The sequence below is a fragment of the Mycobacterium sp. GA-2829 genome (assembly GCF_001499965.1).
Taxonomy (GTDB): domain Bacteria; phylum Actinomycetota; class Actinomycetes; order Mycobacteriales; family Mycobacteriaceae; genus Mycobacterium.
In genome coordinates, this window is sequence record NZ_LQIT01000034.1 from 1 (window position 1) to 16,704 (window position 16,704).

At 67.5% G+C, this 16,704-nt stretch carries 14 protein-coding genes and 2 pseudogenes; 8 read left to right on the forward strand and 8 right to left on the reverse strand.

All coding sequences use genetic code 11. From position 1 onward, the window contains the following. Nucleotides 1-83 precede the first annotated feature (83 nt). The 4 genes and pseudogenes from AU194_RS32920 to AU194_RS19670 form a co-directional block, all read right to left on the reverse strand. Entirely contained in the window at nt 84-497 is a 414-nt protein-coding gene (locus AU194_RS32920) for an ATP-binding protein (protein WP_304438553.1), read from the reverse strand. Between the two features lie 182 nt (nt 498-679). Next, a complete protein-coding gene (locus AU194_RS32670) occupies nt 680-874 on the reverse strand; it encodes a hypothetical protein (protein WP_059090941.1) in 195 nt (64 codons plus the stop codon). A 225-nt stretch (nt 875-1,099) separates the two neighbouring features. Continuing rightward, nucleotides 1,100-2,572 (reverse strand): annotated as a pseudogene (locus AU194_RS19665) (DUF3418 domain-containing protein); the annotation flags it as partial. 172 nt (nt 2,573-2,744) lie between these two features. Next, on the reverse strand, nt 2,745-3,560 hold the full coding sequence (locus AU194_RS19670) for a DUF2637 domain-containing protein (protein ID WP_059090942.1): 816 nt from the start codon (nt 3,558-3,560) through the stop codon (nt 2,745-2,747). 187 nt (nt 3,561-3,747) lie between these two features. Here AU194_RS19670 and AU194_RS19675 point away from each other — a divergent pair, with 187 nt between their 5' ends. From AU194_RS19675 to AU194_RS19695, 5 genes are all read left to right on the forward strand, one after another. After that, complete coding sequence (locus AU194_RS19675) at nt 3,748-6,033, forward strand: hypothetical protein (protein ID WP_157576256.1); 2,286 nt, start codon at nt 3,748-3,750, stop codon at nt 6,031-6,033. A gap of 265 nt (nt 6,034-6,298) precedes the next feature. Then, nucleotides 6,299-6,946, forward strand: a complete 648-nt coding sequence (locus tag AU194_RS19680) for an LpqN/LpqT family lipoprotein (protein ID WP_059090944.1) — start codon at nt 6,299-6,301, stop codon at nt 6,944-6,946. Between the two features lie 26 nt (nt 6,947-6,972). Further along, nucleotides 6,973-7,542: a DUF6199 family natural product biosynthesis protein gene (locus tag AU194_RS19685; protein ID WP_059090945.1), complete on the forward strand. Its 570-nt coding sequence runs from the start codon at nt 6,973-6,975 to the stop codon at nt 7,540-7,542. Nucleotides 7,543-7,569: 27 nt separating this feature from the next. Continuing rightward, nucleotides 7,570-7,938 (forward strand): hypothetical protein, encoded by a 369-nt coding sequence (locus tag AU194_RS19690; protein WP_059090946.1) that lies wholly within the window; start codon nt 7,570-7,572, stop codon nt 7,936-7,938. Nucleotides 7,939-7,947: 9 nt separating this feature from the next. Beyond that, nucleotides 7,948-8,637, forward strand: a complete 690-nt coding sequence (locus tag AU194_RS19695) for an endonuclease/exonuclease/phosphatase family protein (RefSeq protein WP_059090947.1) — start codon at nt 7,948-7,950, stop codon at nt 8,635-8,637. Between the two features lie 342 nt (nt 8,638-8,979). Here AU194_RS19695 and AU194_RS32675 read toward each other — a convergent pair. After that, nucleotides 8,980-9,087 (reverse strand): annotated as a pseudogene (locus AU194_RS32675) (CAP domain-containing protein); the annotation flags it as partial. 225 nt (nt 9,088-9,312) lie between these two features. After that, entirely contained in the window at nt 9,313-9,558 is a 246-nt protein-coding gene (locus tag AU194_RS31895) for a hypothetical protein (protein WP_157576262.1), read from the reverse strand. A 332-nt stretch (nt 9,559-9,890) separates the two neighbouring features. On the opposite strand from AU194_RS31895, the gene AU194_RS19700 reads away from it, so the two are divergent. Next, complete coding sequence (locus tag AU194_RS19700; protein WP_197417688.1) at nt 9,891-11,105, forward strand: acyl-CoA dehydrogenase family protein; 1,215 nt, start codon at nt 9,891-9,893, stop codon at nt 11,103-11,105. Then, nucleotides 11,105-11,899 carry a tyrosine-protein phosphatase gene (locus tag AU194_RS19705; protein WP_059090949.1) on the forward strand — a complete coding sequence of 265 codons (795 nt, stop codon included), beginning with the start codon at nt 11,105-11,107 and terminating at the stop codon, nt 11,897-11,899. Before AU194_RS19700 ends, AU194_RS19705 begins: the two co-directional genes overlap by 1 nt. Nucleotides 11,900-11,915: 16 nt before the next feature. On the opposite strand, the gene AU194_RS19710 is transcribed toward AU194_RS19705, so the two are convergent. Next, nucleotides 11,916-13,043 carry a nitronate monooxygenase gene (locus AU194_RS19710; RefSeq protein ID WP_059091098.1) on the reverse strand — a complete coding sequence of 376 codons (1,128 nt, stop codon included), beginning with the start codon at nt 13,041-13,043 and terminating at the stop codon, nt 11,916-11,918. Between the two features lie 312 nt (nt 13,044-13,355). Here AU194_RS19710 and AU194_RS19715 point away from each other — a divergent pair, with 312 nt between their 5' ends. Continuing rightward, nucleotides 13,356-14,036: a VTT domain-containing protein gene (locus AU194_RS19715; protein WP_059090950.1), complete on the forward strand. Its 681-nt coding sequence runs from the start codon at nt 13,356-13,358 to the stop codon at nt 14,034-14,036. A 36-nt stretch (nt 14,037-14,072) separates the two neighbouring features. Here the strand turns inward: AU194_RS19715 and AU194_RS19720 are convergent, their stop codons facing one another. Then, entirely contained in the window at nt 14,073-16,700 is a 2,628-nt protein-coding gene (locus AU194_RS19720) for an NAD-dependent epimerase/dehydratase family protein (protein ID WP_059090951.1), read from the reverse strand. Nucleotides 16,701-16,704: the final 4 nt, after the last annotated feature.

Here is a 16,704-nt window from a genome sequence, read left to right on the forward strand (position 1 = left end):
GACCGGCACCTCACCCCACGTGAGCCAGCCCATCCCGGCCCTCACAACACAATAGGAAGAAAATCCGGGGTAGTTCAGTTCCTTCATGTTGAATAACACCCGACGATAAACTGGCAATAACAATGACTTGCCCAGCATTGACCCCGTTGTCGCATACATAGTTTCGAGCGTGTCGCCGATTCCAGGTAGCGGCCGGTGCCCAGGTGGGCGACGATGTCCCGATTCAGCGCTGGTTGGTGATCGAAGTTGACGTCCTCTAACGATTTGCGGGTCGGAAAACCGGCCGAGCGGATGCGAGTCGCCGCACCGGAGGCCTCGCGGGCCGCGCCCTCCCTGGATAGCACCGCCGCGAGGTACTCCTCGTGGGTCCAGCCGGCGTCGCGGGCTTGCTCGGCCAGTCGGGCGGCGGACTCGCGGATGCGCGGTGCTTTCAGGGCCTGGGCGCAGTGCAGACGGCCTTGATCGGGTCCTCGGCCATACTCACGCCACGTCGCCATCGCAAGTCACTGCGCCGGTGGCGAAGTCGACGCCGAATGCGCGGTCATAGTCGGCAGCCAGGTCGCGCACCAAGTGATCGCCTTCGGTCGGTGGTGGGCCGGCTTAGAACTCACGGCGCAACACCGCGGCGGTCGAGACGTGGGCGGGATCGGTGAGTGCTTGTCGCGCCGCCCAGCAGCATTCATGGGTTGACAGCAAGCCGGCCTGATCGGGTCACCGTCACCCGATCAAGGGTGGTGATCACCTCGACCAGTTGGCCGATCGCGCCCGGATCCACGGAGTAGTCGTTGCCGGCCACCCGCACGTAGTAATTGCGGCCCAGGCGCACCGAAGAAACCGACTGCACCACTGGCGGCACCGGTGGCAGCGCCAGCATGTCAGCTCGATCGCGCGCGCTGCGGTGGCCTAAGTAGCGCGATGCAGAAGGACACGGCGGACAGCATGCTCACCGCGAACGCGAGAAGGAACCACCCGATCCGCGGCGGATGATCTGCCCCACCACCGTAAGAAATAACACGAGCTTCGACCGGCCGGGCGCAGAGTCGCCATCAGCACGTCGTGGGCGGTCGCCGTCTCTGGCGAGGGCTGAAACAAACTGGGGTAGCCGGCGCCGGGTGTCCAGCGCGCGTTCGACGTTTTTCACCGGCGACGGCGCGGCCATCCGCAGCAGCCGCCGCAGCCCGGGCCGCATCGCCGCGAGTTGTTCGGCCTGCGTGGCGAACACCCGCACGTCGACCGCGGCGCCGGCGTCGACGAACGCCGGGTACCCACGGACCGTGTGGCCACCGCTGGCGTTCTCCACCGTGCGCGGCAGTTCGTCGAGGTCATCCGGCCACGAACGCAATCCGCTGCGTTCCAGACCGTCGGCCACCGCGCGGGCCACCGCCGCCCGCACCGGCGCCGCGAGCTGCTCCTGCAGCGCTTCCAGATCCTTACCGCGCGCGACCTCGGCGCCGTCGCGCTCGACCGCGAACGTCACGCGCAGGTGGGCGGGGATCTTCTCCAAGTCGAACGCGTCGACCGGCACCGTCACCCCGGTGCGCCGCCACAGCTCGTGCTGCAGGCTCTCCAACAACCGCCCACTGCCCGGGTCGATGGTGCGCAGGACGTCTCGCGCGGTGTCCGGCACCGGAACGAAGTTGCGCCGCAGCTCCTTGGGTAGCGACTTGATCAGGGCGGTGATCAGCTCCTCACGCAAAGCCGGTACGTGCCAGGCGAATTCGTCGCCACCGAGGCGGGCCAGCACCTCGACGGGCACGTGCACGGTGATGCCGTCGTCGGCCGCACCCGGTTCGAACCGGTAGGTCAGCGGCAGCGCCAGATCCCCGGCCTGCCACTCGTCGGGCAGCTCGTCGGTGCCGTCGGCACGCAGCAGATCCTCGCGCGTCATCGTCAGCAGGTCGGGCGTCTTGTGCCGCTGTTTACGCCACCACGCGTCGAAATGCCGTGCGGAGACGCCATTCTCAGGGATACGCGAGTTGTAGTACGCGAACACTTCCTCGTCGCCGACCAGCAGGTCACGCCTGCGCGCCCGCTCCTCGACCTCCTCGAGTTCCGCACGCAGCCGGGCGTTGTCGCGGAAGAAGTGGTGCTTGGTCTGCCAGTCCCCCTCGACGAGGGCGTGCCGGATGAACAGCTCGCGCGCCAGTTCGGGGTCGATCTGCGCGTAGTTGACCCGGCGGCGCGCGATCAGCGGCAACCCGTAGAGCGTCACCCGCTCGTAGCCCATCACCGCACCGCGTTCGGCGTCCCAGTGCGGCTCACTGTACGTGCGCTGCACCAGGTCCCCGGCGATCCGCTCGACGGTGTCGGGGTCGATGCGGGCGCCGATGCGGCCGAACAGCCGGCTGGTCTCCACCAGATCGGCCACCACGATCCACCGCGGCGGGCGTTTGGTCAGCACCGAACCCGGCGCCATCACGAAGCGGGTGTTGCGGGCGCCCTGATAGTCGCGGCCGTCACCGTCGCGCAGGCCGACGTGGGACAGCAGCCCCGCCAGTAGGGCGGCGTGCACGCCGGCCGGCTGGGCGAGTTCGTCGGATTCGCGGATACCGAGGTCGCGATGAGCTGCTCGGCGGCCTCGGGCGCCGCGTCCTGGACGCTGCGCGCCCGCTCGACGGCCCGGCGCGACTCGAGCAACGTGGCATGCCCGTTGACCAGCGTGCGCGCGAGATTCACCAGCACGGCCTGCGGGTCCATGTCGAAGACACCCTCGCGGGGATCGGGTGCGGGGGCGTCGTCGGCGGTCATCGGACTCCTTGGTGGTCGTAGGCGTGGGTCATCGGCTCACCTGACGGCCCCACCTCGTCTGAGGTCAGTGACGTGGCGGCGGACAGGATCCGGGTGACGGTGGTGTGATGCACCCCGTGGGTGCGGCCGATGGTGCTGGGCGGGATCCCGGCGTCGCTGTCGGCGAGGATGCGGGCCACCAGGTCGGTGTCCTTGGAGGTGACGCCCGCGGACACGAGCGATATGGCGGCATCGCGCCACGGCGCGACCGGCCCACCACCGCCCGCAACATCACCGGTAACGTCCACGTCGTTGGTAGCAGCTTCGCATTCCTTTTGCATCACAACGTTTTCCGTCGCCTGGGCCATCGTTGCTGGGTCACCGCCGCGCCGCCCCACCGACAGCAGACACAAGGTCGCCTGCGCGATGGCGACATCGATCGCGCACGGCCACAGCCAGGCGATCGATTCGGGCATCCCGACGGTGACCGCGAGGTCGCGCAGCGCGGTGAACGACAGCACGAACGCGCTGCCCGCCAGCGCGAGGGTCATCAGCACCGCGCACCAGTACACGGCGCCGCCGACGCGGCTGCGCACCAGCAGCGCCACCGAATGGGTGGCGGCGAGAAGCACGATCGGGGGCACCAGTGCCGCGCCGGCCGCCAGCAGCACGGTGCGCGGCTCGACGACGAGCACGGCGTGGGTGACGTTGCCGGCGATCGACATCGCGGTCGCCACGATCAGCCAGCCCCAGAAGAACCGGGTCGCCGCCGGGGAGGTGCCCGCGGCACCGCCCGCGATCGTTGAGCCTGTCGCCCTCGCCGTTTCGCTCACCGCCGCCGCCTGCCCGGTGCCTCGCCCACGCCCCTCAGCCTAAGCGCCGCACCACCCCGCTCCGGACGGGAATCACCGCGACGGGTTCGCTGCGCAATGTCGAGACTCCGCAGCGACGGCCAGAAATTGTGCACAGACCCCGGTGCGGACGGCCGTAGGCTGCCAGAAGGCAACGAACGAGGTGGAGATGTCGCTGACGCTGGCCGATCTGGACACCTGGGATCCCGACGCGATCCACAGCGTGTTCCAGGCCGCGACCGACCGCGCCACCGGGGTCCGCGACGCCGCCGGGCAAATCGGCGACGTCATCGCGAGCACGCCGTGGGTCGGCGACAGCCACGACGCCGCCGTCGCCGCCACCGGCCGGGTGCGCGCCGACCTGCTCGACCACGGCGCCGAATGCGATGCGGTCGCCCGCGCCGCCGCACTCGCCGAAACCGAAGTCCGCGAGATCAGAGCGGAATGGACACGCCTGCAACGCATGGCCGACCGCTGGGGCATCAGCATCGACGTCGCCTCCGGGGAGCTGTCCTACCTGCCGCCGGCCGATCCCGACGACGCCGCGGAGATGGAGCGGCGGATGGACATCCTCGAAGCCGAGATCGCCGACCTGCTCGCCCGCACCGCCGACGCCGACGAGAACCTCGCCGCCGCCATCCGGGTGGCCGCGGGCCTGGACTCCCTCGACGGGCTCAACGCCGAACTCGCCGACAACCCGCCGGTGACCATGGACGCCGAACAGGGCAGCGCCGACGTCCAGGAGCTCTACACCAGCGGCACCCTGAGCCCAGAAGCGCAGGCCCGGCTGAGCGCCGCGACCACGTTGACCCCCGAGCAGCAGGCCGCCCTCGAGCAGGGCGACCTCGTGCTGCCCCGCGAGCAGATGGAGTACTTGGCGGGCCTGTCGCGCGGGCTGGGCGGCAAGACCACCGAGGAGCTGCGGAGGTTAACCGCCGCACCCGGCGGCGACAAGCTCACCTCCGCGATGCGGCTGGCGACCAATCAGCACGTCAGCGGCGACGCCGCGGGCCGGGGCGCCGCGGTGCGCGGCGAGCTGGCCAACGCGCCGGCCGCGCTGCGGGAGGTGCTGCAGGATCCGGTATCGCGGGTCTCGGAAGACACGTGGAAGTGGCAGTTGGCCAACGGCGGTCACGGATTCGATCCCCGCTCCATGTTCACCGACTGGGCCGGCATGAAGGATCTCGCGGCGATCCTGAACCACGGTGACCCCGCGTTGATGCGGGGCAGCGACCTCGACGTCGGGCTGCTCGGCAAGTCCGAAGAAGCCCTCAGGCTCATGCACACCGGCACCTGGGGCGACACCGCCCCGTTCGCCGACGACATGACCACCGACCTGCAGACGATGCTCGGCGTCGCCGGACGCGACCCGGTCGCGGTGCACGACGCCCTGGTGTCCTACGATGCCACCGGAAAACCGGTGTACGACAACGAGTTCCTCGGCAACCTGATGACCCATCAGTGGACCGACGGCAGCACCGCGGTGGCGAACATGCTCACCGGCATCCCGGACACCGCGGTGATGAGCGACCCGGCCGATTCGAGCCAGCTCGCGGTGGCCACCCGCGCTGGCGAGACCACGCACGCGTTCGCGCAGTACGCCGCCGACCACCGCGACCAGCTGCTCGACATCCCGGGCACCGGCGGCAAGTCGCTCGGCGAGGTCAGCCCTGACCTCACCCGCGCCCTGGCTGCGGCCAGCGTCCCCTACATCGACGACATGCTCGAGCACAACCGCGACGACACCGCCGGGTTCGCCGAGCTCGACGATTTCAACGACCCGGGCAAAACCCGTATGCGCGACTTCTTCGGAGTCATCGACACCGATGATTTCGCCGCCCACACTCTCAACACGGCCGCCTACGCCGAGATGAACCAGTACCAGGAGGACTTCGCGCGCCACGTCGGCGGGGACACCGAGTACTCGGCCCTCAAATCGGCCGGCGCGCTGCAGGGCGTCGTCGACGTCGGCGCCAACATCGCCGCCAACGACGCCATCGCCGACCAGAACGCCGCGGCGCAGCAGGCCTACGAGCACAAGAAGCTCTGGTACGACGCGGCCACCCGGATGCCCCAGTTCGGCGACATCGTCGACAAGGTGGGCAAGGTGCCCGGCGCGGACTCGGTGCTCGAGGAACTCGTCCTCGGGAAGGCGCCGGTGCCCATCGACGCCGAGAGCGTCACCCTCCTCAACGACGCCGGCCTGCGGCACACCCTGGCCAACAAGCTGCTGCGACTTGGCGCCGGCGACACCAGCGTGCTGACCGACGCCGGTGTCGTCAGCCCCGACGGCGGCATCGTCGCCTACGACTCCGGCGCGGTGACCGACACGGCCATCAGCGACGCCATCGACCGCTACCTCGACTCCATCGGGTGGACCACCAACACCGCGCTCGACGGCTACAACGACCGCTACTCGAAAGTGGTCGAGCAGCACTACCTCGAGCGGGAGTAAGGAGCGCGGGCTCCGTCCCGGGCCGCGCGGGTCCCGCTCCTCGAAGGAACGCTGGCCGGCAGACATCGATCGCCGTGACGCGCGCGCGGTGCCGTCGCGCGGACCGTAGCAATACCGACCGTCGGTGCATTCAAAACAGCACTTCAGCGAGCGCACCGCTATGAAACTGTAGCGATATGGCGGTTCGATAGACAATTGCTACGGTTTATTGCTGCGTTTTCGTTCGTCACGCCGACAGGCGCCACCGAGAGACAAGGAGCGGCCCGTGACCGCACGCACCGTCGCCACCGCCGCCGCGGCCACCTTGATCGCGCTCGCCGCCGCGGCGTGCGGCACCCAGTCCGCCACCACCCCGCCGGCGGCCGTCTCGGTGGTCGCCGACGCCTCGGCGTGCGCGCCGGCCACCTCGGCGCTGGAAGAGATCCCCACCCGCGTCGACACCGACCCGGCCATGTCCATCCCCCGCCCGGCCGGCTGGGAGCGCTTCACCATGATGGACAGCGATCTGGTGCGCTACATGCTCGTCAACCGCGACCTGGTCGCCGACCAGTTCGCCCCCAACGTGGTGGTCACCATCGAGTCGATCCCCGGAAACGAATCCGCGGACTCGGTACTCACCAAGAACCGCACCGCCATCGAGACCCTCGGCGGGGCAACAGATCTTGCCTACACGCCGACCACGGTGTGCGGGCAGCCCGCCGAACGCATCACCTACACCGGCGCACCGCAGGGCACGACCCCGGCGCGGCCCATCATCACCCTGGCCACGGTGATCCACACCGGCGGACGGACGTTCGGGATCGCGGTCACCGCTCAGGCCACCCGCCCGGACAACCCCACCTACCAGCGCGACGTCGAGGCGATCCTGACCGGCTTCCAAGTCTTGGCCGCGACCACCGCCAACCCCGCCTGACCCGCACCCCGAGATCGGAGTCCATCATGATCGGCCTGGCCATCCTGCTGTGCCTGCTGGGCGCCGCACTGATCTTCTTCGCCTTCACCCCGAAGCTGTCGTTCTTCCTCGAGGAAGGCTGGAAGTTCCGCGACAAAAGCGGACCCTCGGAGCCCTACGTCGGGGTGAATCTTCTCGGCCGCTTCGTGCTGGGCGTGGTGGGCATCCTTGCGGGAATTGGCTGCCTGATCGCCGCCATCACCGACGCCAACACCGCCGAGGCCAGGGCTGACGCGGAGGCCGCGGCCGAGGCCGCCCACCAACGGTGCGAAGACGTGCTGCTGCCCCGCTTCAACGACACCATCCAGTGGGACGGCGCGGTCGTCGCCAATCCCGACGAGGTGCGGGCGCTGGCCCGCGAACTCGGCGTCGAGGTCGAGATCACCCGCCGTGCCGACTACGTCCACCACGACCAGCCCGCCGACGACGTCGACGTCAAGGACCCCGCCAACCCGCGCACCGACAAGACCGCCGTGTTCTACATCGGCGGCCCCCACAGCAGCTTCGGCGTCGGCAACACCGACAAGTGCTTCTCCTACACCCCCGACCCCCACTGAGTCACAGCACCAACCGAAAGGACAACCATGTATCCCACCTACGCCCATCAGCCCGTCTTCACCGTCAGCACCACCAAGCACACCGGCCTGCTGCTGATGTGGATGGACCAATCCGCCACCGTCGCTGGAACGTTCGAGCAGTGCGACGCCGCGCTCCGGCAGGCCCAAACGCGCAACCTGCTCGCCAGCTGGTGGAGCCCGCTGTCGATGCTGCTGCTCAATTGGTTTGCCCTGCTGGCCAACTGGTCGGCCCGCAAGACCCTGCACCGACAAGCCGCCCGCGCCCGCGCCATGGCCGCCCATCCCTCGGCGCAGCCCACGCATCCGTACCGGTACCCGGCCGGCTTCCCGCAGTATGCGCCGATGCCCGCCCAGCCCGCCGGCTACCGGGCCTGATCCCCGCCGATGCTCCGCCGACTCGCGACACTGCTCGGCCTGGCGGCCGCCGCGGCGGCACTGACCGGACTGATCGCCGGGTATCTCCCGATCACCCGCCACAGCCTGCTGATCGTCGCGTCGGCCTCGCCGTACCTGATGCTCGGCGCGCCGATCGCGGCGGCGCTGCTTCTCGGGCGAGGCTGGATCCTCGCCTCGCTCGCCGCGATCCTGACCGCGCTGCTCGTGACCATTCAACTCCCCCTCTACGCGGGTGCGGAGGTCGTGGAGCCGTCGATGGGTGTGCGAGTGATGACGTCGAACCTCGGGATGGGGCAGACTGATCCGGCCGCGCTGACCGCGACCGCGCAGCAGTCCACTGACATACTGGTGCTGCAGGAGATGACCGGCGAGGCGGCCGAGGGGCTGTCGGCGGCGGGCATCGACCGGACCTTCCCCCACCGGCTACGCAACGCCCGGCCCGCCGCATGCGGTGTCGGGATCTGGAGTCGATACCCGCTCAGCGAAGTCACCGCCGCGAGGGGTATTCGCTGCCGAACCTGCGGGCGCGGCTGCAAATGCCCGGGGCGGCCGTGGCGCCGACGGTGGTCGCGATCCACATCGCGGCGCCGTGGCCGCAACCGATCGACGGGTGGCGGAATGACCTGGCGCGGTACCCGGCGCTATTGCGCTCTCCGGCAACGGGACCCGGCGCGATGATCGTCGCGAGCACTTCAACGCCACCCTCGACATGGGGCCGTTCCAGTAAGTGCTCGCTGAGGGGTACGGGGGCGCGGCCGAGCAGGTCGGCACCGGCCCGGCGCGCACCTCCCCGAATCGAGAGGGGCGGCCCGCGGTCTTGGGCACCGACCATGTCCCGCTGCATGACGCCACCGCGACTTCAGCGCCCACGGTGGCGCAGTAACGACTCGGATCACCATGCACCATGCGTAGCGGTCATCGTTCGGGCATAGCAGCGGGCAGCGTCAAAGACCGTGCAGGCAGTGTCTGCACTGGCGCAGGCGAGGTTGTTTCTCGAAACCGGATCGACGGCGACGTGGTTCAGCCCGGCGGATATGCCGGGGGTGGGTAGTTGCCCCGCAGAATCCAGGCCAACCAGTTGATTCCGTACTCCAGTTCGTCGCTGGCGTCATAGTCGGGATAAGGGTCCATGGCGAAGTCCTCCAACTTCGGCTCGGGGGTGATTGCGTAACGACCTAACTACTATGCGGTCGGCGTTGCGCCACGGCTTCGCCAGGGTCGAGGTCAGGACGCCGCCGCCCGCCGCCCGACGTGCGTGTAAGAACACCGGCAGCTTGGTTCATTCAGGAATAACGCCGACGCCGTCGTTCAGGTGTGCCGTCGACCAGGTATGTAACGGTGAGGTCATCGATGTCAGTTGCGATCCGCTTCCAGTGCTGCGCGGACATCGAACAATGCGCGGCGAGAGGCCTCGTGCTTGGACGCGTACTCATGGGATAGCGCCACGCCGAGGTAGAAGCCCAGTTCGTCGAGGAGAGACGAAGTTGGAAGATTTGCAGTTGCTGGTGGGTCCGCAGGTCGCTCACGGGGCGGGGCCGGGCGCTCATCCGCGAGCAGGTCATCGAGGAACATGCCGCTGTGGCTGGGTGAGTGTTCCATTCTCAGGCCTCCTTCGCCTTGCCGACCGCGCTCACCCTACTGCATGAGCGGTGATATCGGACGGTTTTCGTTCAAGATTAGGTGACTCTATTGCGAGTGCGCCAAAACAACGTCGGTGCCGCGTCTCGGGCGACATCGACGTACCTCGGCGTCCCCCATTCGTCTCGGAGACTCGCTTGACGAGTGCTGCGCGACTTCGACGTAACTGGCGCGGCGGCTGTGGCCGTATTCGGCGTCTCGCCGTCGGTGGGTCATGGCGGGTCATCGCCGATGAGGGTATGCCCGCCGGGGGCCTCGACACGTGTCATATCGTGACGGTCATGGACTTCGCGATGTCGGCAAAGGCGCAGGACTACCACCAGCGGCTCACCGATTTCATGACCGAGTACGTCTTCCCCGCCGAGGCGGACTGCCACCGCTACCGCGAGGAGGCTGGACCGAAGGACCACACCGTCCCGCCGGTCGTCGAGGACCTCAAGAAGCTGGCCAAGGAACGCGGGCTGTGGAACCTGTTCCTGCCGTCGGTCTCCGGGCTGTCGAACCTCGAGTACGCCGAACTCGCCGAGTTGTCCGGCTGGAGCATGGAGATCGCCCCCGAGGTGATCAACTGCGCCGCCCCCGACACCGGCAATATGGAGACCCTGCACCTGTTCGCGAACGAGGAGCAGCGCAAGCAGTGGCTCGACCCGCTGCTCAACGGTGAGATCCGCAGCGCGTTCGCGATGACCGAACCGGCCGTCGCCTCCTCCGACGCCCGCAACATCGAGACCACGATGCTGCGCGACGGCTCCGACTACGTGATCAACGGCCGCAAGTGGTGGATCACCGGCGCCGCCGATCCGCGCTGCAAGATCCTCATCGTCATGGGCCGCACCAATCCCGACGCCGCGAGCCATCAGCAGCAGTCGATGATCCTGGTCCCCGCCGACACCCCTGGGGTCGACATCCAGCGCTCGCTGCCGGTGTTCGGCTGGCAGGACCAGCACGGTCACTGCGAGATCGTGTTCGACAACGTGCGGGTACCCGTCGAGAACCTGCTCCACGAAGAGGGCTCCGGGTTCGCGATCGCCCAGGCCCGCCTCGGACCCGGCCGCATCCACCACTGCATGCGGGCGCTCGGTGCGGCCGAACGGGCGCTGGCGCTGATGGTCGACCGCGTGCAGAAGCGCGTCGCGTTCGGCAAGCCGCTCGCCGAGCAGGGTGTGGTGCGCGAGGCGATCGCCAAGTCGCGCAACGAGATCGACCAGGCACGGCTGCTGTGCCACAAGGCGGCGTGGACCATCGACCAGCAGGGCAACAAGGCCGCGCACGTGCTGGTGTCCCAGATCAAGGCCGTCGCCCCGCAGGTGGCGTGCGACGTCATCGACCGCGCGATCCAGGTGCACGGCGGGGCGGGCGTGTCCGACGACTTCCCGCTGGCGCGGCTCTACGCGTGGCACCGCGCGATGCGGCTGTTCGACGGGCCCGACGAGGTGCACATGCGGACGATCGCGCGCGCGGAGTTGGGTCGGGAGAAGTCGGCGTTCGCGGCGGCGGTGACCCGCTAGTGCCGTCAACCGGCAGCGAGCTGTCCGGGGCGTGGAACTTCCGCGACGTCGCCGAACAGACCGGCATCGCCCCAGGGGTGTTCTACCGCGCCAGCGAGTTGTCCCGCCTCGACGACGACGGCCGGGCGGCGCTGACCGGTTACGGGGTCACCGACGTCGCCGATCTACGCTCGGACCGCGAGGTCGCGCGTCGCGGGGCGGGTCAGGTCCCGCACGGCGTCGACATCCACCGGTTGCCATTCCGGGAAGTCGGTGCTCATGCGCCGCACGAGCAGGGCTTTGAGCAGATTCTGGCGGAGAACACCGAGGGTGCGGAGGATATCGCCGCGGCGGCCGCGCGGTACATGACCGAGGAGTACCGAAAGTACCCCGTGATGGCCGGTGCGCAGGCTGCGGTGCGCCAGGCAATTGCATTGATCGCCGACCAGCGGACGGTACTCACCCACTGCTTCGCGGGAAAGGATCGGACCGGGTTCACGATCGCCGTTGTTCTCGAAGCTGCGGGAATCGACCGAGACGCGATCATGGCCGATTACCTCCGCAGCAACGATGCCGTCCCGCTTTTGCGCGAGCAGATCCTGGAGTCGATCCGCGCCCGCGCCGCCGCCCAGACCGACGAGATCGTGACATTCGCCGAAGCCAACTTCGCCGACGAGGTGCTCGGGGTGCGCGAGTCGTACCTCGACGCCGCTCGTGACGTCATCGATGACGAGTACGGCTCGATGAAGACCTACCTCGATGCCATCGGCGTGACATCCGATCAGATTCGACGGTTGCGCGCCCGACTCCGATGACTTGTGGGGGCGCCAGTCACCGGATGGTGTCAGCGAGCGCGCTGATCCGTGCCTGACATCCGTTGACGAGGTCGAGCACGATGTCCCGTGTGGGGCGCAACTCGGTGAACGACCCCACCACCTGTCCTACGAAGAACGTCTCCAACTCCAGGGCCCCGGCGTGGCCGGCCGCCGCCGCCTCGTCGATGCGGTGGAATGCCTCGTTGACGAGCATGGGTTGAAGCGGCATTGGGAGCGCTGAGATCTCAGAAGCGCTGTCCCACTCCTTGTGATAGGCGCTGCGGAGCTGTCGGGCCGGCTTTCCCGTACGCAGCGCGGATCTGATGGTGTCGCTGCTGCGCGCCGACAGGAATTTCCGCTTGACCGGTAGCGGGGTGATGTCCTCGATGCTGTTCAGCCACACCGACCCACACCACACGCCGGAGGCGCCCAACGCCAGACCGGCCGCCATCTGCTCCCCCGATGCAATGCCGCCGGCCGCTAGTACCGGCCGACCTCCTGCAGCGGAGACCACCTCGGGAGTCAACACCGTGGTGGCAATGGTGCCGGTGTGTCCACCGGCTTCGGTGCCCTGAGCGATCAGCAGATCGACGCCCGCGTCGATCTGGCGGTGCACATGCCTCCCCTGTCCGACGAGAGCCGCTACGACGACATTCGCTCTACGCGCACGATCGACGAGCGATTCAGGTGGGGTCCCGAGCGCGTTGGCGATGAGAGCGATCGGATGGGCGAAGACGACGTCGAGCAGAGCTTCGGTGCCCGTGGGATTGAGGGCGGCGGCGATGTCATCGTTGATCGGGGCCGAAACACCCGGGGGGACTTGTGGAATCTCGAACTTTTCGAGGAGACCCTCGATGAACCTGCGATGGCCATCCGGAATCTGCTGCCGCAGGCTTTCGACGAGATCGTGCGGATCACCAACCGCTACCTTCTCCGGCACGAGAAGGTCCACGCCGTAGGGTCGCCCGTCTAGCTGGCCCTCAATCCACGTCAACTGCGCATCCAGCTCGTCGGGTGTATAGGCGGTCGCCGCAAGAACACCCAAACCACCGGTCCTGCTGACCTCGGCCACCACGGCGGGTGATCTATTGAATCCGACCAGCGGATGTTCGACACCCATGAGATCGGTGAATGGCGTTCGAATACTCATGCGAGTCCCTTCCACGTCGCCTTCAAGCTAACGTATACCAAGACGAAGTTCGTCCGAAAGTGTGGGTTTCGTCGCTACCCGGCATATCGGAAGTCCTCTTTTTTTCGGACTGTTATCGTTCGGTAACCCCATCAACCCCGCTGGTGACCGCGGTGAAGATTCTGCCTGCAACGCAATCACCTCTCGCAGCTGACCCCCGGGTTGCCGCGATCGGCGCGAGATGGATCGCCTCGGAAGAGCTCACCGTCGAGCCGCGGCATCCGCGCCGCATGCATCATGTAGCCGCGTCAGAAAGGTCTAACATCATTGAGCACCTTGACCACTCTCGCCGTCGGCAACTTCATGGACCCGACGTATTGGCTCGGAGAAAACGGCCTTTTCGCGTCGGCGGTACAGCCCGGCATCCTGATCATCGTCTTTGTGGAGACTGGGCTGTTGTTTCCGTTTCTTCCCGGAGACACGCTGCTGTTCACCGGCGGCTTCATGGCCTCTGCAGACAACTCCTCCTTGAGCATCGCGACGCTGGCGCCGACCGTGGCGGTTGTAGCCGTTCTCGGTGACCAGTGCGCGTACTTCATCGGTCGACGAATCGGTCCAGCGTTGTTCGATAAGGAGGACTCCCGCTTCTTCAAGCGGCGGTATGTCACTCAATCGCATGCGTTCTTCGAGAAGCACGGCCCCAAGACCATCATCCTGGCGCGGTTCGTACCGGTCGTGCGGTCGTTCGCGCCAGCGCTCGCCGGCGTCTCTGCCATGCGCTATCCATCCTTCCTCGGCTTCGACATCCTTGGCGGAGTCTTGTGGGGCGGCGGCCTGACGTTAGCGGGTTACTTTCTGGGAAGCAGAGTTCCGTTCGTTCACGACCACGTCGAACTCGTCGTCCTGTTCATTGCGCTGATCTCGCTGCTGCCCGGGGTTCTTTCCGGAGCGCGGACGATGGCGAGGCGATGGCGCGATCCGGACAGGAGCGAGCCGAAGTGCCCGTGAGGCCCGTCGTCAGCGGGCGAATCGTGTGAGTGTTTCTTACTGATCGAGAACCGTCACCACTCCTGTGCATCCGTTGACTTCAACGAACTGTCCGTCGCGGAGTCTCTCGCACGCATCCTCGGTGCCCACGACCGCCGGAACGCCGAACTCTCTAGCAACGATCGACGCATGCGACATCAGCCCACCGATGTCGGTGACCACAGCCGCCGCTGCGGCGAAGAAGGGCGTCCAACCGGTGTCGGTCGACCTCGCGACAAGCACTTCACCCGGCGCTAAGTCGTCGTCGGGAGTGCGCAGGATGCGAACCGGCCCACGGGCGACGCCGCGACTGGCGGGCACACCTCTGACGGTGCCGCCGGGTGTGGTGCCGGCGATGGCGTCGGGGATCATCATCGGGTGCGTGAACCGCAGCGGATAGTCGAGTTTCGCGAGCCGCTCGCGCTCGCCTCGCCGACGGTAGACTACCCAGGACATACCCGAAGCTGGACCGAAGAGCTCTTCGTGTCTCAGGTAGAAGACGTCGTCGACCGCGTACAGGCGGCCCTGGGCAACCAATCGGTTCCCCCACTCGCGCAGCGCAAGGCGTAATTGGTGCGTAAGCCGCATGACTGCATCCCGGCACCTTTCCCGTTGCGAGGTGGTGGACCGGCTGAGCTTCGACAGTCCCGTCCGTACCGGCCCGTGACTCGTCACGACGACAGCGCCGGCCCGAGCGTCCCGCGCACCAGCGATCGCCCGCAGCAGCAGCCACGGCGCATCGGCGTACACGGGGTTCGCCAGTTCGGTTTCACCGGGCCCACGATGGCCCGCCTCGTCGAGCAACTCCGCGACCTGCCGAGCGAAATCCGGATCACGGCGCCGCAGTTCAGGCCAGCTCGCTTCATCGATGCACCCGTCGAGTACTGCGGCCGCGTTCGGCCGTCCGGTGATCGAAGTCGCCAACCTTAAGACCCCTTGCAGTAGACGTGAGCTGGCAAGAGCCCTGGAATGTGCGTTGGCTTGGGTAACCGCCTCAGTGCCATAACGTCTTTCGAGCAATGCGCTTGGAGCGCTGACCAGGAACGTGCACAACAGACCAACTTTCCAGCCCTCGATGCAATCGTCCCACAGCGAGTCGATGCGCGCGCACAGGCGTTCATCGCTCATCTCGGTGAGTGATGTTCTGTGCGCGCACACCTCGTCTGCCCGCTTCTCGAGCTCGGACACGGCCGACGGGATGCCCGACAGCCGAGGGCCGGAAGTCACCGCGAACCTCAGATACTCGAGTACGTCCTTCGCTGTCGTGCGGGGCCTCGTGTATCCCTCGGGGTAAGCCTTGCCGTTGATCTGATGGTCGTAGTCCTCTGGCGTCTGCCCCGGGATGCCGGCGGCCATTTCGCGCAGCACGCTGACGTTCTGGTAGAAGCGGTGACCGAAGATGGCGAGTTGGCGTCGCCGGACGTTGTCACGGATCCGCTCGTTCAACGGGAGCAACTTGGCCACCTGATCGGCGCCGGTGAACAAAGCGTCGCCGATCAACTCGAGCGACAACGGTGTCATGGGGCCTGGAAACGCTTCGGCGAGATTGGCGCACGTCCATTCGGGATACGCGGGATCGGCGCGGGCCGTGTCGAATTCGCCACGCGCGTCACCGGTGACCACCTCGATCCAGCGACCGTCGGAGCCCGCCTGCGCGGCGGGATGGGGCCGGGCCCTGTCCAGCTTCAACGGGCGACGGATCTCCCTCATTCCCAGCACGAAGTGGCTGGTGGCACTGCGGCCTTGATCGGCCATCGCCTCTGCCGACGAGTAGCCCACTTTGAACTTGAAGTCTTCCTTCAACCGGGTGGTGTCGGCGATCGGCCAGTGCAGGAACATGTCGAACAGTTCGGGCGCCGAGCGGGCCACCGGGGCGACCCGGGCCAGGGTTCGCACGGCGGGAACCAGAAGTCTCGGCGGTGTCGGCAGACCCGGCCGACCGGCCAGGCGCGCAACCTCCTCCCACGTGAGAATGTCATCCGCCGCAAGGTTGACCGCACCGACTGAGGTCACGTCGCAGGCATGTGCGAAGAAACGGCCCACGTCATCCTGGTGGACCATCTGAATCTTGGCCGCCCCGCCCAGCGTGGGAATCGCCGGCTGTCGGTACACGTTTGCCGGCGCATTGCGCGCATCGCGTCCCACGACAACGGTAGGTCGGACACGTACTGCCTCAATTCCGCCATCGACGATGATCTGCTCGGCCACGGCCTTATGCCATTCGTAGACCAAGCCGTAGGCTGGCTTGAGCTCTTCGTGCTCCAGCCAAGGTTGGGGGTGGTCCGGGTGCGCGCCGTAGGCCGTGACCGATGACGCGAACACCATACGGCTGCAGCCGGTGTCGGCCATGGCGCGCAGGACGTTTCGGGTACCGCCGATGTTGATCGGCTCCGCGGCCGCATGCGTGACCGAACCGCTCAGCGCCCACGCGAGGTGCACAACCGTGTCGCAGCCCGCCATGCCACGGTGTACGGATTCGGCATCGGCGATGTCGCCCCGCACGAACCGGGCACCCCTGGGGAGGGCATCCGGCTCGTGGCGGGCGAACACGGCGACGTCGTGGCCGGCGCGGGTGAGCCACTTCGTGGTGGCGATTCCGAGGGCACCGGTTCCGCCGGTGACCAGGACGCGACCGTTCGTTGACATGTGG